This is a genomic window from Kineobactrum sediminis (assembly GCF_002868715.1).
GTDB lineage: Bacteria > Pseudomonadota > Gammaproteobacteria > Pseudomonadales > Halieaceae > Kineobactrum > Kineobactrum sediminis.
Genome location: NZ_PKLZ01000008.1, coordinates 55,110 through 79,432, shown reverse-complemented (window position 1 = coordinate 79,432; position 24,323 = coordinate 55,110). Strand labels below are relative to the sequence as shown.

Genomic DNA, 24,323 nt, shown 5'->3' with positions numbered 1-24,323 from the left:
GTAAGCGATGAGTGATGCCGGTAGTAACGATGCGACAGCAAGCGACACAGGCAAAGTGGCACTGGTCACCGGTGCCAGTCGCGGTATTGGCCGGGCAATTGCGGAACGGCTCGCCGGTGACGGTTTTACCGTTGTCGGTACTGCCACCACCCAAGCCGGTGCCGATGCCATCAGTGGTTATTTACAAGAGGGCGGCTATCAGGGTTGCGGCATGACCCTGGATGTAGCTGACCAGGTTGGGGTTGAAGCTGTGGTCAAGGGTATTACCCAGCGCTTCGGTGCCCCGCTGGTGCTGGTGAATAATGCCGGCATTACCCGTGACAATATTCTCATGCGCATGAAAACCGACGAGTGGCACTCGGTGATTGATACCAATCTCAATGCCCTGTACCGGGTGAGCAAGGCCTGTTTGCGCGGCATGACCAAGGCGCGGTGGGGACGTATCGTGAGCATTACTTCCGTAGTCGGGGCCATGGGCAACGCCGGGCAGAGCAATTATGCGGCCAGTAAGGCGGGTGCAGAAGGCTTCTCCCGGGCGCTGGCGCGCGAGCTGGGCTCCCGTGCAATTACCGTAAACTGCGTCGCTCCGGGCTTTATCGATACCGACATGACCCGGGAACTCGGGGACGAGCAGCGCGATTCGCTGGTGCGCCAAATACCGCTGTCGAGATTGGGCGAAGCCGCCGAAATCGGGGCTTTGGTTGGCTTTCTCTGCAGCGATAACGCCGCTTATATCACCGGCGAAACCATTCATATCAACGGCGGCATGAACATGGCATAGACCGCCTCGGCGGGTGTATACGCGCCCCGCTGAAATACAGCCTAAAAAAAATTTATTACTCAGCGGAAAAACAGAGTAAAATGCCGCCTCGGACCGGGTCATCAGGTTTATTTAAATTATCTCAGGAGTAACCAACGACATGAGTAGCATTGAAGAACGCGTTAAGAAAATTGTTGCAGAGCAGCTTGGAGTCAAAGAGGACGAAGTGCAGACCGAAGCGTCTTTTGTGGAAGATCTGGGCGCAGATTCTCTTGATACCGTTGAATTGGTGATGGCTCTTGAGGAGGAATTTGAAACTGAAATTCCCGATGAAGAAGCCGAAAAAATCACTACAGTGAAACTGGCGATCGATTACATTACCGAAAACCTCGCCTGATACTTCTCGCTGTAACCCGAAAAGCCGTTTCTATGTTTTGATAGAACGGCTTTTTCTGTTTATGCTTCCTGCCTTTTTGTTAAATGAGGAGTTGCTGCTGTGATTGGTAGACGAGTTGTAGTCACGGGTCTCGGTATGGTCAGTCCCCTGGGCCTCGATGTCGACACGACGTGGTCGAACATCGTAGCGGGAAAAAGCGGTGCCGCCCCTATCGAGGCGTTTGATGTCTCCGCTTACAGTACCCGGTTCAGTGCCAGCGTTAAAAATTTCAGCGCCACTCCTTACCTGAGCGAAAAAGATGCCCGTAAAATGGATATCTTTGTTCAATTCGGGATGGTTGCCGGTATTCAGGCAATGGAGGATTCCGGCCTTGAAGTGACCGAGCACAATGCGCCCCGTATCGGTTGCGCGATTGGCTCGGGAATAGGTGGTATTGGCCAGATTGAAAAAAACTCGGAGATCGTTGCAAAATTCGGGCCTCGCAAGATTTCCCCGTTTTTTGTGCCGGGCTCCATCATCAACATGATTTCCGGCAACCTCTCGGTCAAATTCAACCTCCAGGGCCCGAATCTGGCGGTTGTCACGGCATGCACATCGGGCACCCATAATATCGGCCTGGGCGCGCGTCTTATTGCCCTGGGTGACGCCGACGCCATGCTGGTAGGTGGTGCCGAAATGGCCACCACACCGGTTGGGCTGGGTGGCTTCGCGGCCGCCCGCGCGCTCTCGACTCGCAACGATGATCCAGCTGGCGCCTCCCGCCCCTGGGACCGAGACCGCGATGGTTTTGTCCTGGGCGACGGAGCTGGTGTGATGATGCTGGAGGAGTATGAATCAGCGAAGGCACGGGGTGCCCGCATTTACGCGGAGCTGGTTGGTTTTGGCATGAGTGGTGATGCCTATCACATGACCCTGCCGCCAGAAGACGGTCGCGGTGCGGCAACTGCGATGCGCAATGCTATCAACGATTCAGGCCTGAATCCCGATGTCGTGGATTATATCAATGCCCACGGGACCTCAACCGTTGCCGGCGATCTGGCGGAAAGTCGCGCTATCGAAACCGTGCTGGGCGATGCCGCCAGTGGTGTCGCGGTGAGCTCTACCAAATCCATGATCGGTCACCTGCTGGGTGCCGCGGGTGCAGTGGAAGCGATCTTTTCGGTGCTCGCCATTCGCGATCAGGTCGCCCCCCCCACCATCAACCTCGACAACCCGGATGAGGGCTGTAACCTGAACTATGTACCAAATACTGCGCAGGAGCGCCGTATTCGCTGCGCACTATCCAACTCCTTCGGTTTTGGTGGCACCAACGGATCACTGTTGTTCAGTGAGTTGGGCTGACTACGCAACGGGTGCCGACCGCAACGACGACATGGGTAGACGGGCAACAGGCGGACGCTCTACCGCTACCCGACAGGGCCCTTGCGTACGGCGATGGCCTGTTCGAAACCCTGTTGCTGGCAGGACAGCGTATTACCTTGCAGGATTATCATTTTGCCAGACTCGGTGAGGGGCTGAGACGCCTGGGTATACCCGATTGCATGACTGCGGTTCGGGAACAGCTGGCTGTGGCCTGTAAGGCGGTGACTCATGAGCACGAGTTCAGTGTGATGCGCCTGACCGTCAGTCGTGGTGCCGGGCCCCGTGGTTACGCGCCCCCGACTGATGCTATTCCCCGGATTATTATTACCCTTGCCCCTTTATCCGCGAATCCTTGGGTCTTGAGCTCGCCGGCCGACCTGGGCGAAACCGCTGTGCGGTGGGGCAAGCAACCGTTGCTGGCCGGCATAAAGCACCTCAACCGGCTTGAACAGGTGCTGGCGGCGGCCGATTGTGCACGTAGTGGCCACGACGAGGTACTGATGCTGGGGCAGTGTGGTGAGCCGTTGTCGGTCACCACCGGTAACCTGTTTGTATGCCTGGGCGACAAGCTACTGACGCCGCAACTGTGCGACGCCGGGATTACCGGTACCCGGCGCCAGCTGATTATCGAACAGCTGGGCGCGGCCTGCGGCCTGCAGGTCAGCGAAGCGCGGCTGGACGTGGCACAGTTGCTGGCGGCCGACGAGCTGTTTTATTGCAATACCGTTGTCGGCCTGCGCCCGGTCTCCCGTTTCCGGCATCGCCGCTGGCTCCGGCACCCTGTCACTTCCGCCCTGCACGGGGCCTATGTCGGGTGGCTTGCATGAGGCGGGCTCTGCGCTGGGCTGCAGTGCTGGCGGTGGTCATCGCCTGCGTGGGGGCGCTGGCGGGACGCGAACTGCTGGAACGCTGGCATACCCCGCTGGTGGTGCCGGCGGAGGGCGCGGTGATCACGGTGGCGCCCGGAGACACGCTGCGCACTGTCGCCGCCGGCCTGCACCAACAGGGCATCCTGGCCCATCCCCGGTTGTTAATTGCCTATGGGCGAGTGACCGGCCTGGATTCAAGGCTACGTCGGGGAGAGTACAGGCTGATTCCCGGCACCACTCCTGAGGCGCTGCTGGCTTTATTGGTGAGCGGCAAAGTGCTGCAATACCAGGTCACGCTGCCGGAGGGTATTACGGTAGCCCAGGCGCTGGTGCTGCTGGAGAAGGAAGCTGCGCTCGAGACAGTGCTTGTGGGGCGCGACGACGAGCGCCTGCTGCAGTTGGTGGCCCCTTATCAGGCCCTGGAGGGGCTATTTCTTCCGGAAACCTACCGCTTTGAACGCGGTGATACCGACCTGGACATTCTTCGCCGGGCGCACCTGGCCCTGCGCGATGTACTGGCGCGAGAGTGGCAGCAGCGACCACTGGGTCTGCCCTATAGTGAACCGTATGAGGCATTGATCATGGCCTCTATTATTGAGCGGGAAACCGGGGTCCCGGACGAGCGCGAACAGATCGCCGGTGTGTTTGTCCGGCGCCTGCAGCAGGGGATGCGCCTGCAGACGGACCCGACCATTATCTATGGGCTGGGAGCAGAGTTTGACGGTAACCTTGCCCGCAGCCACCTGCGAGACGCCGGTAACCTGTTCAACACCTACCGCCATCACGGCCTGCCACCGACCCCGATTGCGCTGCCCGGCCTGGCAGCGATTCGCGCCGCGCTGAATCCGGCACCGGGTGATACTCTGTTTTTTGTCGCCAGAGGTGACGGCAGCCACGAGTTCAACGCAACACTTGAAGGCCATCAACAGGCTGTGCGTAAATACCAGCTAAAGCGACGGCAGGACTATCGCTCCACTCCAGGGAAACTTTGATACATGCAGTCAATGCGCGGATTATTCATTACCGTTGAAGGCGGGGAGGGCATGGGTAAGTCCACTAATATTGCCTGCATCAGCGACTATCTGCGAGCCCGGGGAGTCGATCTGGTAGTCACCCGTGAGCCGGGTGGCACCGGGCTGGGCGAGGACGTGCGCAATGCCCTGCTCAGGGTTCGGCCGGAGCCGGTGGCGCCGATGGCCGAGCTGCTGCTGTTGTTCGCCGCTCGCGCCCAGCATCTGCAGCAGGTAATTCTCCCGGCCCTTGAAGCAGGCCAGTGGGTGCTCTGTGATCGCTTCACCGATGCCAGTTATGCCTATCAGAGCGGTGGTCGCGGCATTGATGCTGCAGTAGTGCGTGCGCTTGAGAACCTTGTTCAGGGAGAGCTGCGTCCGGATTACACCCTGCTGCTGGACGCGCCGGTCAGTATCGGCCTGGAGCGTGCCCGGGGCAGGGGAGAGCTGGACCGTTTTGAGCAGGAGGCGCTGGATTTTTACCAGCGAGTGCGCGATACCTACCTGCAACTGGCGAAAGAGAGCAGTGGTCGCTACCACCTGGTTGATGCCAGCGAACCGCTTGCCGAGGTACAGCGACAGTTGCTGGTGATTTGTGAGGAACTGTTCGCTTGTTGGGCTCCACGGCACCGGGAATTGCCTCAACGAGGGGCACCGCGGCAATGAATCTGACAGAGCTGCCGGCCATAAGCCCGCCCTTGCCCTGGCAGTCTGTCCCGTGGGCGCGGCTGCAGGAGCAGCTGGCCGCCGGTCAGTTGCCCCATGCACTGTTGTTGAGTGGCCCGGCGGAAATCGGCAAGAACCGTCTGGCCCTGGCACTGGCGCGTCTGCTGTTGTGCCATGCGCCGCAAGCCGGCCACAACTGTGGCCACTGCTCCGGCTGTCAGTACAGCCGAGCCGGTAGTCACGGGGATTTTCGCTGGTTGCAACCCGAAGGCAAGAGCCGTGTTATCAAGATTGAGCAGATACGGGATGCGGTAGCGTTCGCTTTTCGCACCGCCGGCTTTGGCAAGCGCAAGGTGCTGGTGCTGGCGCCCGCCGAGAGCATGACCGTGGCGGCTGCCAACGCACTGCTGAAGTGTCTTGAGGAGCCGTCGTCCAACACGCACATCGTGCTGGTATGTGATCGGCTGCAGGGCCTTCCCGCGACCGTGCGTTCGCGCTGCCAGCAGTTTCCATTACCCCTGCCGGACAGGGAGTTCTGTCTGCCTTGGCTGGATCACCTGTCCGGCGACAGGACTGCCAGTGCCAGGTTGTTGCAGCTCGCGGCGGGCAAGCCCTTGCGCGCGGAGCGCTTGTTTCATGACTGTGGTGTGGAGCCGCTTGAGGCGAGGCGAGCCGGGCTGGCGGCACTCGCTGCAGGGCAGCCGCAGGTAGCCAGGGTGGCGCCGCTGTTCGGGCAGCTGGAATTGCCGGCCGCACTGGCCGAGGTGGCTGAATTTCTGCAGCAATGGCTGTGCTTGCAGGATGGTGCGACTCTGCGCAACGCAGCGCGGCCCGTGTTTGGCTTGCTCGACCGGCTGTGTGTACTGCAGCGGGCTGCCGATGCCGGTTCCAACCCGAACCCGCAACTGGTGCTGGAATCCATTTTTATCGACCTTCAGAACTGTTTGGGGAGTGCGACTGGCGGTGCTACCATGAAGCCCTTCTCTGGGAGAGTAATCTATGACTGATACTGCTGCAGGCGGCCGCAATGGCATTCTGTCACTGACGATCAAGGACAAGGCTGTACTCTATTCGGCTTATATGCCCTTCCTTAACCACGGTGGCCTGTTTGTGCCCACCAACAAAAGCTATTCCGTGGGTGATGAAGTATTCATGTTGCTCACGCTAATGGATGAATCGGAGAAGATCCCCATTGCGGGCAAGGTCGTGTGGGTGACGCCCCGGGGTGCGCAGGGTAACCGGACTGCAGGAATCGGCGTCCAGTTCAGCGAGCAGGATGCGACCGCCAACAGCAAAATAGAAAACCATCTGGCCGGCTCCCTTACCTCGGATCGCCCGACCCACACGATGTAACACGCCAGGCCGTCTCCGGACAGGGCATCCGGACAAAAAAAGGGCCCCGTGCGGGGCCCAAAAAGACCATTAGGAGTGAAACTCAAAGGAATTGCTTCCTTTGCAGGGCATTGGGGGATGCCCTGGCGGTTGCCTGATGTTGCGAGGGGGATAAGCAACCGCTCTTGAAGTATTGCTCATGCTGGGTATTTTGCCACCGTCATATGCAATCAGTTTTAGGTTTTTTAGCGATAAGGAATTGGTTTTTATTTCCTTCAGGAATGACGCGACCGCTTTACGCAAGGAATGCCCTATGACCGCTCCAGTGATTCAGCCGTTCTGCCTCCGGGTTTGTCCGCTGTGCCAGGGATTGCAACTGTGGTGATTCCGACTGCGCGGGAACCGGCAGCCCCGACCTTTCTTAGCGGCGTTATAGAAGGATTCTATGGTCGCCCCTGGAGCCACCAGGTGCGCATGGACTATGCCGATTATCTCAGCCAGCTGGGTCTCAACAGTTATATTTATGCGCCCAAGGCAGATCCGTGGCTGCGCCGGCAGTGGCAGCGGCATTGGCCGCGGGAGGAATGGCTGGGGCTGCAGGAACTGGCGCAACATTTTGCCCGGCTCGGCATCAGCTTCGGTATTGGTTTGTCACCTTTTGCCCTGTATGCCGAATATGGACCTCGCCAGCGCGATCATTTGTGGGCCAGGATCGACCAGCTTAACGGCCTCGGAGCACCGCTGCTGGCGATTCTGTTCGATGACATGCCAGGGGACCAGGCGGATCTGGCGGGTCGTCAGGCAGAGATTGTCGCCGACATCTGCGCCTGGACAGTCGCCGAACGGATCATTGTCTGTCCTACCTACTATTCCTTTGATCCGGTGCTGGAGCGGTTTTTTGGTCGCAGGCCGGAAAATTACTGGGCGCAACTCGGGCACTTGCTGGCGCCGGAAGTCGATATTTTCTGGACCGGCAACCGGGTCTGCCCGGACAGCGTCAGCATTGCGGACCTGCAGCGCGCCCGGGCTGAATTCAAGCGGCCCCTGGTACTGTGGGACAACTATCCGGTGAACGACGGCGCGGTACGCAGCAAGCACCTGTTCCTGGACCCCCTTCAGGGCCGGGAGCAGGCCCCCGCAGACATAGTGCATGGTCATTTCTGCAATCCCATGATCCAGGCCCGGTGCTCACTGCCGGCACTGACCGGGCTTGCGGCGCTGTATTCGGGCGCAGCGGCGACACAGAAGGTGCCATGGCTGCAAGCAACACTGGGTGAGTCGACCTGGCGACTGCTGCTGCGCGACAGCGTATTATTTCGGGATATCGGTCTCCACGGGCTCGGCGTGGCCCGCAGACAGTCACTGCAAGCCGAATACGCGGCCCTGAACAACCCTGCAGCCGCGGAAGTCGTGGGTTGGTTGCGCGGCGATGACGATTTTGACCCCGCTTGCCTGACCGATTGACGGGGCCACTCGGCAAAAGCCTCGGTGTCTTGCTGCCAGCCCCCGTGTTCCATGGGTTTGCAGTTGTGCCGAGGCGGTGTTTGTGGCAGAATCTGCGCCCTTGTGAATGCTTCAGCCCAGCGCCGTAAAAAGCGTTTAACCCCAAAGAATCAAAAGCTTACGGCATTTTTTCGGGATTGGTCGAGGGTGCCGGGGCCGCTGCATTGAGCAGCAACAGGAATACGCGGAAGTGGCGAAATTGGTATACGCGCTGGATTTAGGTTCCAGTGCCGCAAGGCGTGAGAGTTCGAGTCTCTCCTTCCGCACCAACTTGTTGTGGCGTTTCAACAGAAGCGTCACTCCTAATTACAGGGCGTTCAAGCGCCCGCTATCGATTGGAATGTGAGGAAAAACCATGCAGGTGTCCATTGAAACGACTTCAGGCCTGGAGCGTCGTCTTAACGTTGTCGTTCCCGCGGTGCGTGTTGACAGTGAGGTCGATTCCCGGCTGAAGAAAGCCGCCCAGAATGTTCGTTTGCCGGGTTTTCGTCCCGGCAAGGTGCCTATGAACGTGATGCGCCAGCGCTTTGGTCCGGGTATCCGCCAGGAAGTCGTGGGAGAGGTCGTCAGCCGTTCATTCCAGGAAGCTGTAGTGCAGGAAAAGATGCGTCCCGCAGGCCAGCCGAATATTGAGCCAAGAACCCTGGACGCCGGCAAGGATCTTGAATATGTAGCCACCTTTGAGGTGTTTCCGGAAATTGAAGTGGCCGAAATGAGCGGCTTTGAAGTTACCCGTCCGGTAGCCGAAGTGACCGACGCCGACGTCGACAACATTATCGAGGTGTTCCGTAAGCAGCAAGGCAGTTGGGATGAGGTTGAACGGCCCGCGGAGATGGGCGACAAGGTCAATATCAATTACACCGGTACCCGCGACGGCGAGCCCTTTGAAGGTGGCAGCGCCGAGGATTCTGACCTCGAGCTAGGCTCCGGCAGGATGATTCCCGGTTTTGAAGACGGTATTGTGGGCATGAAGGCTGGCGATGAGAAAAACCTCGAGCTGACCTTTCCGGAAGATTACCAGAACGAAGAGCTGCGCGGTGCAACCGTCAACTTCGCGATAAAAGTGAACAGCGTCAAGTCCCTGACTCTCGCGCCCCTCGATGAAGCGCTGTTCAAGCTTTATGGCGTAGACGAAGGTGGAGAAGAGCAGTTCCGCAAGGAAGTTGCGGAAAATATGACCCGCGAGCTCAAAAACGCCGTAACAAACAAGGTTAAGCAACAGGTCATGGACGCGGTAGTGGAAGCGCACCGGGAACTCGAGGTGCCCAAGGCCCTTGTCGCCCAGGAAGCTGACGTGTTGCGCAAGCAGATGTTCCAGCAATTCGGCGGTGCGGCGCCGGAAGGGCTTGACCTGAAGTCGCTGCTGCCGGATGAGATGTTCAAGGACAATGCGGAACGTCGGGTGAAGCTGGGGTTGATATTGTCGGAAATGATCTCCAAATACGAACTTAAGGCTGATCCTGCCCGGGTACGTGAGACCATTGAAGAAATGGCCGCAACCTACGAGGATTCCGAAGAAGTGATCAATTGGTACTACGGCAACCCCGAGCAGCTGGCTTCGGTGGAGTCCAAGGTGCTGGAAGATACGATTGTGGAAAAACTCCTCGAGAACGCAACTGTTCACGAAGAGGCCTGCAGTTACCAGGAAGCCATCAACCAGGCGCAAGCGCAGGGTTGATCAAATGGTCGGCGCACTGTGCGTCGCCCATCACTATCATTTTGTAAGGGAAGTGACGCCATGTGGAACCCTGAAAACGGCCGTAACAGCAGCACCATCAACAACCTCGGCCTGGTTCCGATGGTGGTTGAGCAGACCGCGCGCGGTGAACGGTCCTATGACATTTATTCTCGCCTGCTCAAGGAAAGGGTGATTTTTGTGGTTGGCCAGGTGGAGGACCACATGGCCAACCTGATCGTTGCCCAGCTGCTGTTTCTGGAATCCGAGAATCCCGACAAAGACATTCACCTGTACATCAACTCCCCGGGTGGTTCGGTAACGGCAGGGCTGTCCATTTATGACACCATGCAGTTCATCAAGCCCGACGTGAGCACCATGTGCATCGGCCAGGCTGCCTCCATGGGCGCATTCCTGCTCGCCGGCGGCGCAGCCGGCAAGCGCCATTGCCTGCCCAACGCCCGTACCATGATTCACCAGCCCAGCGGGGGTGCTCATGGCCAGGCCTCCGATATTGATATCCACGCTCGCGAGATCCTGATCATCCGCCGTCGTCTCAATGAACTAATGGCGGAGCATACTGGTCAGACCCTTGAGACCATTGAACGCGACACCGAGCGTGATCGCTTCATGAACGCCGAACAAAGCAAGGAATACGGGCTGGTGGACGCGGTTATCGATCGCCGTGTCGCCACCGTAAAATAGGCCGGCCCGCCGCCTTCCGGGGTGTACATGTCTCCGGACTTGCAAAAACCCGCAAAAAACATCATCTTTAAAGACAGATGATACAGTTAGAGTAATTTCACGGCACAGGATGAAGCATGACTAAAGACACCACAAAATCAGGCGACGACGGCGGCAAGTTGCTGTATTGCTCATTTTGCGGCAAGAGCCAGCACGAAGTTCGCAAACTGATTGCCGGTCCGTCGGTATTCATTTGCGACGAGTGTGTTGATCTCTGCAATGACATCATCCGCGAAGAGGTGCAGGAAAACAGCAACGATGCCAAGGGCGATCATCTGCCCACGCCGCTCGAAATCAAGACGATTCTCGACGAATATGTCATCGGCCAGCAGCGCGCTAAAAAAGTGCTGTCGGTAGCGGTGTACAACCATTACAAGCGGCTGCGCCATAGCCAGGGCGTTGCCCGCGCCGATGATGTTGAACTCGGCAAGAGTAATATCCTGTTGGTGGGCCCCACTGGCAGCGGCAAGACGCTGCTGGCGGAAACCCTGGCCCGACTGCTTGATGTTCCCTTTACCATTGCCGACGCTACCACGCTTACTGAGGCGGGTTACGTAGGTGAGGATGTCGAAAACATCATCCAGAAGCTGTTGCAGAAGTGTGATTACGATGTTGAGAAGGCACAGGTCGGGATTGTCTATATCGACGAAATTGACAAGATTTCGCGCAAGTCCGACAACCCCTCCATTACCCGCGATGTCTCAGGGGAGGGTGTGCAACAGGCGCTCCTGAAACTGATTGAGGGGACCGTTGCATCCGTGCCCCCCCAGGGTGGACGCAAACATCCCCAGCAGGAATTCCTCCAGGTAGACACTTCCAATATCCTGTTTATCTGTGGCGGCGCTTTCGCGGGCCTGGAAAAAGTCATTCGCAATCGTTCGGAGAAGGGCGGCATCGGTTTCAGCGCCGAGGTCAAGAGCAAGGACGAAAAACGCAACGTCGGTGAGCTGTTGTTTGATCTGGAGCCCGAAGATCTGGTCCAGTACGGCCTTATTCCCGAGTTTGTCGGTCGCCTGCCGGTTATTGCAACGCTTGAAGAGCTCGATATCGACGCTCTGGTGCAGATCCTTACCGAGCCTCGCAACGCCCTGACCAAGCAGTACAGCAAACTGTTTGAAATGGAAGGGGTGGAGATCGATTTTCGGGAAGACGGCCTGCGTGCCATTGCCGACAAGGCCATGGAGCGCAAGACCGGCGCCCGTGGCCTGCGCTCGATCCTTGAGGGCGTGCTGCTTGATTCAATGTATAACATCCCGTCGCGGGATGACGTCAGCAAGGTGGTGATTGATGAGTCGGTCATTCGCGGCGACTCAGAGCCCTTGCTGGTATACCAGAACCACGAGCCTCCCCGGGTAGCGGCAACAGAAGACTAGCGCCGCGCCTGCTGTCTTCCCGGTGAGCACGGTGGTCTTTACCGAACACCGTGCTTGCTTTATGTGGAACTGTCCCCACATAAGCCTGAGGTTGAATATATCCACAACCCGGAGATAATTATGGGTTCCTCTTCTATTACAGAACTTCCCCTGCTGCCATTGCGTGACGTTGTTGTCTACCCGCACATGGTGCTGCCCCTGTTTGTCGGTCGCGAAAAATCCGTCGAAGCGCTCGAAGATGCCATGGAAGGCGGCAAGCAGGTACTGCTGGTTGCCCAGCGCAATGCCGCTGACGATAATCCCGGCGTCGACGATGTCTACCAGGTCGGCACGGTGTCGAATATCCTGCAGTTGCTTAAGCTGCCCGACGGCACCATCAAGGTCCTGGTAGAAGGCAGCTACCGCGCAGTCATTGACAACATTGACGACGAAGGGCGCTTTGCCGTCGCCGGGGTCCGCGAGCTCGAAGCCGAGGACATTCCCGACGATGAGGCCCAGGGCCTGTTGCGCTCCACCGTGAGCCAGTTCGAGAAATACGTCAATCTGAGCAAGAAAGTACCTGCCGAGGTGCTTACCTCGCTGTCCGGCATCGATGAGCCGGGTCGTCTCGCGGATACCATTGCCGCCCACATGAGCGTGGATCTTGAGGAAAAGCAGAAAATCCTGGAAATCTCCCAGGTGCGGGCGCGTATCGACCATCTGATGGGGCTTATGGAAGCGGAAATCGACCTGTTCCAGGTAGAGAAACGCATCCGTGGCCGGGTCAAGAAGCAGATGGAGAAGAGCCAGCGCGAGTACTACCTGAATGAGCAGATGAAAGCCATCCAGCGCGAACTCGGTGACATGGACGATGCACCCAGCGAACTGGATGACCTGCAGGCGCGTGTCGAAGAAGCCAAGATGCCGGACGAGGCGCGCACCAAAACCATGTCCGAGCTGAACAAGCTGAAGATGATGTCGCCGATGTCAGCTGAAGCCTCCGTCGTGCGCAGCTATATTGAATGGATGGTTTCTGTTCCGTGGGCCAAACGCAGTAAGGTAAAACACGATCTCAAGCGCGCCTCCGCCATTCTCGACGAAGATCATTACGGTCTTGAAGAGGTGAAGGAACGTATTCTCGAATACCTCGCCGTACAAAAAAGAGTGCGCAAGATAAAGGGTCCGGTATTGTGCCTGGTCGGTCCTCCTGGTGTGGGTAAAACCTCGCTGGGCGAATCCCTGGCCAGGGCGACCAATCGCAAGTTCGTGCGCATGGCCCTGGGTGGCGTTCGCGACGAGGCTGAAATTCGCGGCCATCGCCGCACCTATATCGGTTCCATGCCGGGCAAGCTGTTGCAGAAAATGGCCAAGGCCGGTGTGCGCAATCCACTGTTCCTGCTCGATGAAGTCGACAAAATGGGCATGGATAATCGCGGTGATCCCTCCTCGGCCATGCTGGAAGTGCTGGACCCCGAGCAGAATCATGCCTTCAACGATCATTATCTGGAAGTGGATTACGACCTCTCTGATGTGATGTTCGTGTGCACCTCCAATACGATGAACATCCCCGGCCCGTTGCTTGACCGCATGGAGGTCATCCGTATTCCCGGCTACACCGAAGACGAAAAGGTCAACATAGCGCTCCGCTACCTGGTGCCCAAGCAGTTGCGCCAGAACGGTCTTACCAAAGGTGAGATCGAGATTGGTGAACAAGCAATTACCGATATTATCCGTTACTACACTCGTGAAGCCGGAGTGCGCTCGCTGGAGCGCGAGATCGCCAAGGTCTGTCGCAAGATGGTCAAGCGTTACGCGCTTGAAGAGGCGAGCGGCACGGTGGAAATTACTTCCGAGATGCTTGCCGACCTGCTTGGCGTGCGCAAGTTCAACTATGGCATTGCCGAAGAACAGAACCAGGTAGGGCAGGTAACTGGCCTTGCCTGGACGTCCGTCGGCGGCGAATTGCTTACCATTGAGGCGGCTGCGGTCGACGGGAAGGGGCGTTACGTCAAAACCGGGTCACTCGGTGATGTCATGCAGGAATCAATTCAGGCGGCAACCACGGTAATGCGCAGCCGTTCGCAAATGCTGGGTATCGCAGCATCGTGGCATGAAAAACACGACGTCCACATCCACGTTCCGGAAGGTGCCACGCCCAAGGACGGTCCCAGTGCCGGCATTGGCATGTGTACTGCGCTGGTGTCGGTCTGCACGGGTATCCCCGTACGAGCGGATGTTGCCATGACGGGTGAAATTACCCTGCGTGGTGAGGTATTGCCCATCGGTGGCCTGAAGGAAAAATTACTGGCAGCACGTCGCGGCGGCATCAAGACGGTGATCATTCCAAAAGAGAATGAGCGCGACCTGAGAGAAGTGCCAGACAACATCAAGCGGGACCTCGAACTGCGGCCAGTGAAGTGGATTGATGAAGTATTGGCAATTGCACTTGAACATATGCCGGAGCCGCTCACCGACGAAGAGTATCTTGCGCCGGCACCGGGAGCGGGCAAAGAGGCTGAGCAGGCTGAAAAAAACAGGATTAATACGCATTAAAGCAGGCAGTGCGGTTGACCGCTATCCGGGCACTGGTATAAAGTCTTTCGCTCGAACCCAGTGCCTGCGGTGGTTTTCATGAACCTTCCACCATCGGCTGATCCAGACCGGGTGGACTTCCGGAGCTGCCAGCAAGGGCTCCAATCGCAGCCGCAAACACCTGCGGTGCGTAACAACGACGCTTTGCCAAATAACACTTCAAGGGGATACACGTGAATAAAACAGAACTTATCGACGCCATTGCTGCATCTGCTGACCTACCGAAAGCGTCGGCCGGACGTGCACTCGACGCCGTGGTCAATAGCATTACCGAAGCCCTTGCCAAGGGTGACCAGGTAACTCTGGTTGGTTTCGGCACATTTGCGGTCAAGCACCGTGCCGCGCGTGAAGGGCGTAACCCTCAAACCGGTAAAACGATCCAGATCAGCGCCTCCAATGTTCCCGGTTTCAAAGCGGGCAAAGCATTGAAGGACGCTGTCAACTCCTGAGCGTTGTTACCAACGCGGTCAGTACAGAATGCAAGGTTCTGTCAGTGACTGAGTAACCATCAAACGAAAGGCGCACACAAGGTGCGCTTTTTTATTGATATCGATTGGATAAAACCCATGCTCCAGGACATACGTAAAAGCACCCGTGGTACGACCGCCAAGGTAATCATTGGTGTAATCGTGCTTTCGTTTGCGCTCTTTGGTATCGAGTCAATTCTGGTTGGCGGCAATAGCAACAGCGTCGCCGAAGTCAATGGCGAACCTGTCACGCCGATAGAGTTGCAACAGGTGGTGGACACCCAGCGACGCCAGATAATTTCCATGATGGGAGAGAACCTTGATCCCGCCATGCTCGACGAGCAGCGGCTCAATAGCGCTGCGCTCGAGAGTATCATCAATCGTAAATTGCTGATGCAGGCTGCCACCCGATTGGGACTCACCGTGTCCGAACGGGAGCTGGGAGTCATGATCAGTGGCATGGAGCAGTTCCAGGTTGACGGTCGCTTTGCGCCGGACATGTACAAGGGCCTTCTGGCATCGGCGGGTTATACGCCCGGCACCTTCAAGCGGGCGCTTAAAGATGACCTCATCCTTTCCCAGTTGCAGGCCGGGCTGTCGGGAAGCGATTTTGCAACCCCGGCTGAGCTGGCCCTGAACGCCAGGATACTCGCCGAACAACGAGATATCCGCTACCTGACTATTCCACTGGCGCGATTCCGCGATGATGCGGTTGTTGATGAATCGGCAATTGAGGCGTTCTATGCCGACAACCAGTCTATGTTCATGACACCTGAATCCGTGGAGCTGAACTATGTCGAGCTGTCTCTTGATGACTTTCGCGAGCCGGTGGCAGAAGCGGCGATTGAAGAGGAATACCGGATAGAAGCACAAAGTTACCAGTACCAGGATGAGAACCGTGTCTCCCACATCCTGCTTGAGCAGCGCAGTGGCGAGTCCGACGAGGCGCTTGCCGAACGTGTTGCCAGGGTGCAGGCCGAGCTTGCCGCAGGCAGGGATTTTGCCGAGGTGGCCGCGGAGCTATCGGACGACATCGGTTCGGCGGGCAGCGGCGGTGATTTGGGCTTCACCGCCGGTGACGCGTTTCCGGACGAAATGGAAGAGGCGATCGCGGCACTGGAAGTAGATGCAGTATCAGCTCCGGTGAAGACTGAGGCCGGTATTCACATACTGAAAGTGACCGAGCGTCGCGAAGCCGGTGCTCCCAGCCTTGCACAACTCAGGCCCGAGCTGGAACAACGGGTACAGGAGCGCCAGGCGAAGCTGGCATTGTTGAGTACCGTGGAAAAACTGCGCGACCTGGCGTTTACCGCGGATAGCCTGGCCCGGCCCGCCGAGGAGCTGGGTCTTGAGATCAAGCGCAGTGAACCCTTGTTGCGAGACCAGCCCACCGGACCTTTGTCCAATCCCCAGGTGCTGCGGGCAGCGTTTTCCGAGGATGTGCTTGAACGCGGCCACAACAGCGAAGTCCTGGAATTGCCCGACAATCGTTTCGTGGCGGTGCACCTGCACCGCTATAACCCCGCTGCGGTGCAGGAGCTGGAAGCGGTGCGCGAGGACATAGCAGCCGCCATTATCGAACAGCGCGCCAGGGAAGAGCTCGCTGCGGCAGCAGAACAGGCGATGGAGGCAATCGGATCGGGTGAAGGTGTCGAGGCCCTGGCAACACGTCTCGGTTACGAATGGCAGGTGGAGCTGGGCGCCCGTCGCGATAGCCGGATGGTGCCGAGAGCGGTGTTACAGCGCGCTTTTGCGCTGGCAGCACCCGCTACGGAGCCTGTTGTTGATTACGTGGTAGAGCCCGGTGGCGATGCCCGGGTAGTGCAATTGCTGCGCGTCACCCCCGGCGACCTCGCCCGTCTTTCCCGCGAGGAGCAGCGTGGCCTGGCTCAACGTATTAGCGAAGAGTACGGCGCAATAGTGCAGGTTGAACATCAACAGGGCCTGCTCGCCGACGCCGACATCACCGTATTCTGACAGGGACATCATGGCCAAACGGATCCTTACACTTAACCAGATTTCCGTGCGCGGGCTGGAGCGCCTGCCACGCGAGCGCTATGAAATCGCCAGCGAGTTCACCAATCCCGATGCGATCCTGCTGCGCAGCCATAAACTGGGTGCCGCTGACATCGCTGATTCAGTGCTTGCAATAGCTCGTGCGGGTGCGGGGACCAACAATATCCCGGTGGATGCGTGTACCCAGCGTGGCATTCCGGTATTCAATTCCCCGGGTGCCAACGCCAATGCAGTCAAGGAGCTGGTGGCTGCAGGGCTGTTGCTGGGTTCCCGCGGTATTATCGACGGCGTGGATTATGTGGCGGGGCTTCGCGGTATCAGCGATGCAGCGGCACTCAACCAGGCGCTGGAAGCCAACAAGAAGCGTTTCAAAGGTAACGAATTGCAGGGCAAGACGCTGGGCGTGGTTGGCCTTGGCGCGATAGGCTCTCTCGTTGCCGATATGGCCCTTACCCTGGGTATGGATGTTATCGGTTACGATCCCGCGCTGTCGGTCGATGCGGCCTGGCGGCTGTCAAGCCAGGTGCGCAAGGCCGATACCCTGTCGATGGTTTTTGCCCGCAGCGATTACGTGACCCTGCATCTTCCCGCCCTGGAATCCACTCGCGGACTGGTGAGCGCCGAGCTGCTGCAGGCCATGCCCGCAGATAGCTGCCTGCTCAACTTTGCCCGCCAGGAAATTGTAGACGAGGACGCTTTGCTCGCCGCTCTGGAACGTGGCGGCCTGCGCAAGTATATTGCCGATTTTCCCAGCCCGGCGTTGATAGGACGCAAGGATGTGATCCTGATGCCGCATATTGGTGCCAGCACCGACGAGGCGGAAGACAATTGCGCGATCATGGCGGCGGATCAACTGCGGGACTTCCTGGAAAACGGCAATATCCGCAATGCAGTGAACTTCCCCACACTGCAACTGGAGCGTGCCGGTACCTGCCGACTTGCCATCACCAACTCCAACGTGCCCAGAATACTGGGTAGTGTGCTGGCGATACTCGCGGAGCTGGATATCAACGTGGTTGATATGCTCAACAAAAGCCGCGATGAACTCGCCTATAACCTGATTGATATTGATCGCGCCCCGACGGCGGATAGCCTGGCAAAGATGCAGGCCCTGGACGGTGTTATCAACGTACGTCATATTGCCTGAGCACGGCTGAGTACTAATCCGCCAGGTGTTTGTAGCCGTAAGCTGGGGATAGAGTGTGGCCTGGCACAGGTCGCGTGACTTTGGCAGAAGGCAACGACTGATGACCGATAAACTCGCCGCTATTGAGCAGCAGGCCCGCAAGGGCCGAAACTTCGATACCCCGCCCCTGCATCTCTGGCATCCTCCCCTGTCCGGGGATATTGATATTCGTATTGCCGCGGACGGCACCTGGTACCACGAGGGCAGGCCGATTGTGAGGCCCGCGCTGGTACGCCTGTTTGCCAGTCTTTTGCGGCGCGAAGCGGACGGTGATTACTACCTGGTGACGCCGGCGGAAAAATGGCGTATCCAGGTGGAGCTGCACCCTCTTGTTGTCACTGAGATTGACGCTGAGGAGGAGGGCGGTCGCCATCTGCTCCGGGCACGGCTCAACACCGGTCGTGAGGTGGTGATCGACGCCGCGCATCCCCTGTTTCTGGAGCCCGCTGTGGGTGAGGTAGCCGCAGTCAGGCTCGACCATGGCCTGACCGCGATATTGTCGCGGGCGGCCTGGTATCGCCTGGTGGACAGCGCGGAAGACGTGGACGGGCGGGCACAAGTCCGTAGCGGCGACGAGTGGTTCCCTCTGCAGTAACTGAGCGCAGCACCGCCACGGGTTCGCGGCGGTGCTGGTTTGGTACCTGTTTTGGTACCTCTTCTTGGTACCTCTTCTTGGTACTACATATTCGGGTAAGTGGGACCGCCAAAGCCTTCCGGTGTTACCCAGACGATGTTCTGTGACGGATCCTTGATGTCACAGGTTTTGCAGTGAACGCAGTTCTGCGCGTTGATCTGGAAACGCTGTCCCTGGGCGTCCTCCACTACTTCGTAAACACCGGCCGGGCAATAGCGCTGGGCGGGTTCATCGTATAGCGGCAGGTTATGCTCAATGGGTATGTTCGGATCAATAAGGGTCAGGTGGCAGGGCTGGTCTTCCTCGTGATTGGTATTGGACAGAAACACCGAGGACAGGCGATCAAAGGTGATCGTATTGTCCGGCTTTGGATACACCGGCTTTTTACACTCTGCCGCCGGTTTCAACGCGGCGTAATCCGGCATCCGATCATTGAGGGTAAAGGGCAGCCTGCCGCGGAAGATGGTCTGGTCGACCCAGACCATGGCGGAGCCCAGCAGGAAACCGAACTTGTGCATGAAGCCGCTGAAGTTACGGGTGGTATACAGTTCATCCTGCAGCCAGGAACCGGCCACCTTGTCGGCATAGGTCGACAGGTCAGCGGGTGCCGACTCGCCCTTTGCCAGTGCCTCAACGACCGCCTCGGCAGCCAGCATGCCGCTCTTCATGGCCGTGTGATTGCCCTTGATCTTGACACTGTTGAGGGTACCGGCATCACAGCCGATCAGCAGGCCACCGGGGAAATGCATTTTCGGCAATGAGTTGTAGCCACCCTTGGCAATGGCACGGGCACCGTAGCTCAACCGCGAGCCTCCCTCGAGATATTTCAGGGTTTGCGGGTGTTTTTTCCAGCGCTGAAACTCTGCAAAGGGATCCAGGTGCGGGTTGCTGTAATTGAGGTCCGTAATCAGGCCCAGATACACCTGGTTGTTTTCGGCGTGGTAAAGGAAGGCACCGCCGCTGGCGTTGCTTTCCTGGAGCGGCCAGCCGAGGCCGTGTACAACCAGCCCCGGCTGGTGTTTGTCCGCGGGTATTTCCCATATTTCCTTGATCCCGATCCCATAATGCTGGGGATCCTTGCCGGCATTCAGGTCGAACTTGCTGATCAGTTGTTTGCCAAGGTGGCCCCGGACGCCCTCGGCAAACAGGGTGTACTTGGCGTGCAGTTCCATGCCGGGAGTGTAACTGGCCTTGTGTTCGCCGCTGGCACTGACTCCCATATCGCCGGTGGCAATACCCTTGACGCTGCCGTCAGCGTGATAGAGGACCTCAGCCGCGGCAAACCCGGGGTAGACTTCCACACCCAGGTTTTCGGCCTGTTCTGCGAGCCAGCGACAGACATTACCCATTGAGACAATGTAATTCCCGTCATTATGGGTGGGCTTGGGAATTAAAAAGTTGGGCAGTTTTATGGCACTTTTGGCGCCGGTGTAGAAGAAAAACCGGTCTTCGGTAACCGCGGTGGCCACTGGCGCGCCCATTTCCGACCAGGAGGGAAACAGTTCGTTAAGGGCCCGTGGCTCCAGTACGGCGCCGGACAGGATATGTGCACCGACTTCGGAACCCTTCTCAACGACACAGACAGTGATTTCGCGCTCCTGCTCCTGGGCCAGTTGCATAATGCGACAGGCGGCGGACAGGCCCGAGGGGCCTGCACCAACTATCACTACGTCAAATTCCATTGATTCACGTTCCACGGACTGTTCCTCTCGTTGCAGGTGGGCAACCGAAAACGGCGTTTCGAGTCGTTAAAGACAGTAATTATATAATTTTTGGGACTTAAAAACTATCAACGCGGTGAATGACAAGTATAGCCTTTATGTTCGCTGGGGTTTAATTCGCTGTCATCTGGCGCTATTGACCTGCCACCGCTTTGGCGGCAACATAGCCGCCCGATACAAAACGGGGTGGCCTGCGTGCTGCAGGTCGATCCCCTTAAATTCACCTCAGCATACATGTTGGAAATCCTATGAAGGTTCTTGTTGCCGTTAAGCGCGTGGTTGACTATAACGTCAAGGTCCGTGCCAAAGGGGATGGCACTGACGTTGACCTGAACAATGTCAAAATGGCCATCAACCCATTCTGTGAAATCGCCGTTGAAGAGGCGGTACGACTCAAGGAAGCCGGAGTTGCCACTGAGGTGATCGCCGTTTCCGTGGGCGCCAAGCCCTGTCAGGAACAGATCCGTACCGCCCTGGCACTGGGTGCCGACCGCGGTATCCATGTTGAGGCCGAAGGTCGCCTGGAGCCGCTCGTTATCGCCAAGCTGCTGAAGGGCGTGGTCGACAAGGAGGAGCCCCAGCTGGTAATCCTGGGCAAGCAGTCCATCGACGGCGACAACAACCAGACCGGCCAGATGCTGGGTGCCCTGGCCAATATGCCCCAGGGGACTTTTGCCTCTGAAATCAAGGTTGAAGGTGACAAACTTAATGTGATTCGTGAGGTCGATGGCGGCCTGCAAACGCTCAGCTTGAGCCTGCCGGCAATCGTCACCACAGACCTGCGCCTGAATGAGCCGCGCTACGCGTCATTGCCGAATATCATGAAGGCCAAGAAGAAGCAGTTGGACGTATACACTCCGGAAGATCTCGGTGTCTCCGTAACGTCGCATGTGTCCCAGCTCAAGGTTGAGCCGCCGGCCGAGCGCAAGGCGGGCATCAAGGTTGAAGACGTTGCCCAGTTGGTAGACAAACTGAAGAACGAGGCGAAGGTAATCTCATGAGCACACTGGTTATTGCAGAACACGACAACAGCAGCCTCAAGCCCGCCACTCTCAATGCGGTAGCAGCTGCGCAGGCAATGGGTGCCGAGATCGCTATCCTGGTTGCCGGCGCCAATTGTGCCGCGGTGGGCGAGCAGGCGGCGGCCGTTGCCGGCGTCAGCCGGGTCCTGGTTGCCGATAATCCGGCCTATGAACATCAGTTGGCTGAAAATGTCAGCCTGTTGATTGCAGAGGTTGCCGCCGGTTTTGACAATATCGTCGCGCCGGCTACCAGCAATTGCAAGAACACCATGCCCCGGGTCGCCGCGCTGCTGGACGTATCGCAGATCTCGGAAATCCTGAGCGTGGAATCCGCCGATACCTTCACTCGCCCGATCTACGCGGGTAACGTGATCGCCACGGTGCAGAGCACAGACGCCAAGAAAGTGATCACCGTGCGTGCCACGGCATTCGACGCTGTGGCTGCGGAAGGTGGCTCCGCCACTATTGAAGCCGTTCCCGCGGTACACGATTCCGGCCTTTCCACTTTCATTAGTGAGGAAGTGGCAGTCTCTGACCGCCCGGAACTCACCGCAGCCCCGGTAGTCGTCTCTGGCGGGCGGGGGATGCAGAATGGCGAGAATTTCAAGCTGCTCGAAGGTATCGCAGACAAGCTGGGTGCTGCTATCGGTGCTTCGCGTGCGGCGGTGGACGCAGGTTTTGTGCCCAACGACATGCAAGTGGGCCAAACCGGCAAGATCGTCGCCCCGGACCTTTATATCGCCGTTGGGATTTCCGGCGCGATCCAGCATCTGGCGGGCATGAAAGACTCGAAAGTCATCGTTGCCATTAATAAGGACGAAGATGCGCCGATTTTCCAGGTAGCTGATTACGGCCTGGTTGCGGATCTGTTCGAGGCGCTGCCCGAGCTTGAAGCAAAGCTGTAAGTACATACGGTAACACCCTGAAAAGCCGGCCCAGGGGACCGGCTTTTTTTACGCCCTCAGGTTGCTACCACATTATCTGGCTGTTGGTCTTGCGCATAAAGCTCCAGATTGTCGATGGTTGAGCTGAGGATCCGCTCTACGGCTTCCCGGGTATTGAACGCGCTGTGGGGTGTTACCACGACATTCCTCATTCGCAGGAGCACCTCGTCTGCGAGCAGCGAAGCCAGGTCGTGCTTTTGTTCATACACAGAGCGCAGCACTTCGGTATCCTCCCGCATCACCGGTTCCCCCGGGAGTACATCCAGGCCCGCAGCCGACAGTTTACCTTCCGCCAGAGCTTTGGCTAACGCGGTGATGTTAACGATATCGCCGCGGGCGGTATTTATCAGTACCGCACCGGGCTTCATTTTTGCGAATTGCGGCTCGCCGATGAAGTCACGTGTCTTCGGTGTCGACGGTAAATGTACCGTAATGACATCCGCATTCTCCAATAAAGTATCCAGGTCCACGTAATTGAAGCCCAGTTCACGAGCCGCGGAGGTATCCGGTTTAATGTCGAAGGCGAGGACTTTCATGCCGAAGCCCGCGGCAATGCCAATTGCGGCCTTGCCGATATCACCGGTGCCAATAACGCCAATGGTTTTCCCGCGCAGGTCGAAACCGGTTAGTCCCCGGGGCGAGAAATCACCTTTACGTGTTCGGTCCACGGCCTCCTCAAGACGGTGGCTGATCATCAGCAGCAATCCGAATACATGCTCGGCCACTGTGTTGCGACCATAGCTGGGCACGTTACAGACGGTAATGCCTCGCTCTTTACAGGTATCCATATCAATGTGATCCACGCCTGTGGACCGCGACGCAATAATCCCCAGGTGGGGCAGGGCATCCAACGTTTCCCGGGTGAGCTGTGAGTAAATAAACGTCGAAATGCCTTCAGCATCGGCATAATCAGTGGCGTTGTCGGCGCTAAGTGTCTCTTCCACGAAACTGATCTCGTAGCTGCCGGATAGTTTATCGAATGCTTCGCGCTCCCAGTTTTCAACTTCAAAAATATACAGTTTCACGGTGCAAGTCCTCGTTGGTCTGTGGGTTCGGAGCCGGTTTTTCGTTTTAGCGCATCCTGGCCATCATATCGACGCAGCGATGGGAAAAAGCCCACTCGTTGTCGTACCATGCGAGTACTTTCACGAGGTGCCCACCCATGACCTGGGTGTCCCGGGTGCTGATAATTGCGCTTGCTTCAGTGCCGATAATGTCACTGGATACCAGAGGCCCGTCATCCACGACCAATATGCCTTTCATTGCGCCTTCGGCATATTGCTGCAGCGCTGCATTCACCTGCTGTACGTCTACTTCGCGTTCCAGGGTGCAGGTCAGGTCGAGCAACGAACCGCACTTTACCGGCACTCGCACAGCGATACCGTTTAATTTTCCGTCGAGGTCGGGAATAATCTTGCCGATCATCGCCGCCGCTCCGGTGGTGGTGGGTACGATATTTTCGGATGCGGAGCGTCCCCGACGTAGTTTCTTATGGGGGCCATCCATCAGGTTCTGCGAGGAGGTGTAGGCGTGAACGGTGTTGATGAGCCCCAGTTGGATGCCAAATTCATCGTGCAGCACTTTTGCGACGGGCGCCAGGCAATTGGTCGTGCAGCTGCCGATCGAGATGACGTGATGCTGCTCTTTGTTATAGTCGCGCTCGTTCACCCCGATAATAAAGTCTCCGTCGAGGTCGCCCTTGCCCGGTGCTGATATGAGGACTCTTTTCGCCCCCGCCGAGAGATGCATTTCGGCGTTATCCCTGGTGCGGAACATGCCTGTTGCCTCCAGCACAACATCGACATTTTTATCGTCCCAGGGGAGCTGGGATGGATCCTTTTCCCCGGTTACTGAAACCTCCTTGCCATTGATGGTCAGCACCCCGTTTTCTCCCCGGACCGTATGTTGCCAGCGCCCGTACGTGCTGTCGTACTGCAATAGCGAAGCCAGTGTCGCCGCGTCCGTCAGGTCATTGATGTGTACTACTTCCACGCCGTCGTATTCCTGCGCTATTCGAAATACATTACGGCCAATTCGGCCAAATCCGTTAATACCTATTCTCATGATGATC

Annotated in this window: 22 protein-coding genes and 1 tRNA gene; 20 read left to right on the top strand and 3 right to left on the bottom strand. The window is 57.7% G+C overall.

All coding sequences use genetic code 11. From position 1 onward, the window contains the following. The first annotated feature begins 7 nt into the window (after positions 1 to 7). The 18 genes from fabG (at position 8) to CWI75_RS10020 (ending at position 18,526) form a co-directional block, all read left to right on the top strand. Entirely contained in the window at positions 8 to 781 is a 774-nt protein-coding gene (gene fabG, locus CWI75_RS10105; protein WP_101521390.1) for a 3-oxoacyl-ACP reductase FabG, read from the top strand. A gap of 139 nt (positions 782 to 920) precedes the next feature. Then, the gene (gene acpP, locus CWI75_RS10100) at positions 921 to 1,157 is read left to right on the top strand and encodes an acyl carrier protein (RefSeq protein ID WP_101521389.1); all 237 of its coding nucleotides are present in this window, start codon (positions 921 to 923) and stop codon (positions 1,155 to 1,157) included. Between the two features lie 99 nt (positions 1,158 to 1,256). Continuing rightward, a complete protein-coding gene (gene fabF / locus CWI75_RS10095) occupies positions 1,257 to 2,498 on the top strand; it encodes a beta-ketoacyl-ACP synthase II (protein ID WP_101521388.1) in 1,242 nt (413 codons plus the stop codon). 11 nt (positions 2,499 to 2,509) lie between these two features. Further along, entirely contained in the window at positions 2,510 to 3,346 is an 837-nt protein-coding gene (gene pabC / locus CWI75_RS10090) for an aminodeoxychorismate lyase (RefSeq protein ID WP_162300048.1), read from the top strand. Then, the gene (gene mltG / locus CWI75_RS10085) at positions 3,343 to 4,380 is read left to right on the top strand and encodes an endolytic transglycosylase MltG (protein ID WP_101521386.1); all 1,038 of its coding nucleotides are present in this window, start codon (positions 3,343 to 3,345) and stop codon (positions 4,378 to 4,380) included. The genes pabC and mltG overlap by 4 nt, the downstream gene beginning before the upstream one ends. A gap of 12 nt (positions 4,381 to 4,392) precedes the next feature. Further along, entirely contained in the window at positions 4,393 to 5,064 is a 672-nt protein-coding gene (gene tmk / locus CWI75_RS10080) for a dTMP kinase (protein WP_206604712.1), read from the top strand. Further along, the gene (gene holB, locus CWI75_RS10075) at positions 5,061 to 6,071 is read left to right on the top strand and encodes a DNA polymerase III subunit delta' (RefSeq protein ID WP_101521384.1); all 1,011 of its coding nucleotides are present in this window, start codon (positions 5,061 to 5,063) and stop codon (positions 6,069 to 6,071) included. The genes tmk and holB overlap by 4 nt, the downstream gene beginning before the upstream one ends. Then, entirely contained in the window at positions 6,064 to 6,417 is a 354-nt protein-coding gene (locus tag CWI75_RS10070; RefSeq protein WP_101521383.1) for a PilZ domain-containing protein, read from the top strand. The genes holB and CWI75_RS10070 overlap by 8 nt, the downstream gene beginning before the upstream one ends. A 357-nt stretch (positions 6,418 to 6,774) precedes the next feature. After that, complete coding sequence (locus tag CWI75_RS10065; RefSeq protein WP_162300047.1) at positions 6,775 to 7,860, top strand: beta-N-acetylglucosaminidase domain-containing protein; 1,086 nt, start codon at positions 6,775 to 6,777, stop codon at positions 7,858 to 7,860. Between the two features lie 223 nt (positions 7,861 to 8,083). Then, positions 8,084 to 8,168, top strand: a tRNA-Leu gene (locus CWI75_RS10060). An 86-nt stretch (positions 8,169 to 8,254) separates the two neighbouring features. Further along, positions 8,255 to 9,577: a trigger factor gene (tig, locus tag CWI75_RS10055; protein ID WP_101521381.1), complete on the top strand. Its 1,323-nt coding sequence runs from the start codon at positions 8,255 to 8,257 to the stop codon at positions 9,575 to 9,577. Between the two features lie 60 nt (positions 9,578 to 9,637). Beyond that, positions 9,638 to 10,279 (top strand): ATP-dependent Clp endopeptidase proteolytic subunit ClpP, encoded by a 642-nt coding sequence (gene clpP, locus CWI75_RS10050; protein WP_101521380.1) that lies wholly within the window; start codon positions 9,638 to 9,640, stop codon positions 10,277 to 10,279. Positions 10,280 to 10,395: 116 nt separating this feature from the next. Further along, the gene (clpX, locus tag CWI75_RS10045; RefSeq protein WP_101521379.1) at positions 10,396 to 11,691 is read left to right on the top strand and encodes an ATP-dependent Clp protease ATP-binding subunit ClpX; all 1,296 of its coding nucleotides are present in this window, start codon (positions 10,396 to 10,398) and stop codon (positions 11,689 to 11,691) included. A gap of 120 nt (positions 11,692 to 11,811) precedes the next feature. Then, positions 11,812 to 14,223, top strand: coding sequence for an endopeptidase La (gene lon, locus CWI75_RS10040; protein ID WP_101521378.1), 2,412 nt, complete (start codon positions 11,812 to 11,814; stop codon positions 14,221 to 14,223). A 212-nt stretch (positions 14,224 to 14,435) separates the two neighbouring features. Next, complete coding sequence (locus CWI75_RS10035) at positions 14,436 to 14,711, top strand: HU family DNA-binding protein (protein WP_101521377.1); 276 nt, start codon at positions 14,436 to 14,438, stop codon at positions 14,709 to 14,711. A gap of 81 nt (positions 14,712 to 14,792) precedes the next feature. After that, positions 14,793 to 16,706, top strand: coding sequence for a SurA N-terminal domain-containing protein (locus CWI75_RS10030; protein ID WP_101521376.1), 1,914 nt, complete (start codon positions 14,793 to 14,795; stop codon positions 16,704 to 16,706). 10 nt (positions 16,707 to 16,716) lie between these two features. Next, positions 16,717 to 17,892: a phosphoglycerate dehydrogenase gene (locus CWI75_RS10025; RefSeq protein ID WP_101521375.1), complete on the top strand. Its 1,176-nt coding sequence runs from the start codon at positions 16,717 to 16,719 to the stop codon at positions 17,890 to 17,892. 100 nt (positions 17,893 to 17,992) lie between these two features. Continuing rightward, positions 17,993 to 18,526 (top strand): DUF1285 domain-containing protein, encoded by a 534-nt coding sequence (locus CWI75_RS10020; protein WP_101521374.1) that lies wholly within the window; start codon positions 17,993 to 17,995, stop codon positions 18,524 to 18,526. Between the two features lie 83 nt (positions 18,527 to 18,609). Here the strand turns inward: CWI75_RS10020 and CWI75_RS10015 are convergent, their stop codons facing one another. Next, the gene (locus tag CWI75_RS10015) at positions 18,610 to 20,262 is read right to left on the bottom strand and encodes an electron transfer flavoprotein-ubiquinone oxidoreductase (RefSeq protein ID WP_101521373.1); all 1,653 of its coding nucleotides are present in this window, start codon (positions 20,260 to 20,262) and stop codon (positions 18,610 to 18,612) included. Between the two features lie 272 nt (positions 20,263 to 20,534). On the opposite strand from CWI75_RS10015, the gene CWI75_RS10010 reads away from it, so the two are divergent. Together CWI75_RS10010 and CWI75_RS10005 are read left to right on the top strand one after the other, a co-directional pair. Continuing rightward, entirely contained in the window at positions 20,535 to 21,287 is a 753-nt protein-coding gene (locus CWI75_RS10010; RefSeq protein ID WP_101521372.1) for an electron transfer flavoprotein subunit beta/FixA family protein, read from the top strand. Continuing rightward, positions 21,284 to 22,213: an electron transfer flavoprotein subunit alpha/FixB family protein gene (locus tag CWI75_RS10005; protein ID WP_101521371.1), complete on the top strand. Its 930-nt coding sequence runs from the start codon at positions 21,284 to 21,286 to the stop codon at positions 22,211 to 22,213. The genes CWI75_RS10010 and CWI75_RS10005 overlap by 4 nt, the downstream gene beginning before the upstream one ends. A gap of 56 nt (positions 22,214 to 22,269) precedes the next feature. Here the strand turns inward: CWI75_RS10005 and CWI75_RS10000 are convergent, their stop codons facing one another. Together CWI75_RS10000 and gap are read right to left on the bottom strand one after the other, a co-directional pair. Continuing rightward, positions 22,270 to 23,277, bottom strand: coding sequence for a hydroxyacid dehydrogenase (locus CWI75_RS10000; RefSeq protein ID WP_101521370.1), 1,008 nt, complete (start codon positions 23,275 to 23,277; stop codon positions 22,270 to 22,272). 46 nt (positions 23,278 to 23,323) lie between these two features. Continuing rightward, complete coding sequence (gene gap / locus CWI75_RS09995; RefSeq protein ID WP_162300045.1) at positions 23,324 to 24,316, bottom strand: type I glyceraldehyde-3-phosphate dehydrogenase; 993 nt, start codon at positions 24,314 to 24,316, stop codon at positions 23,324 to 23,326. Positions 24,317 to 24,323 lie beyond the last annotated feature (7 nt).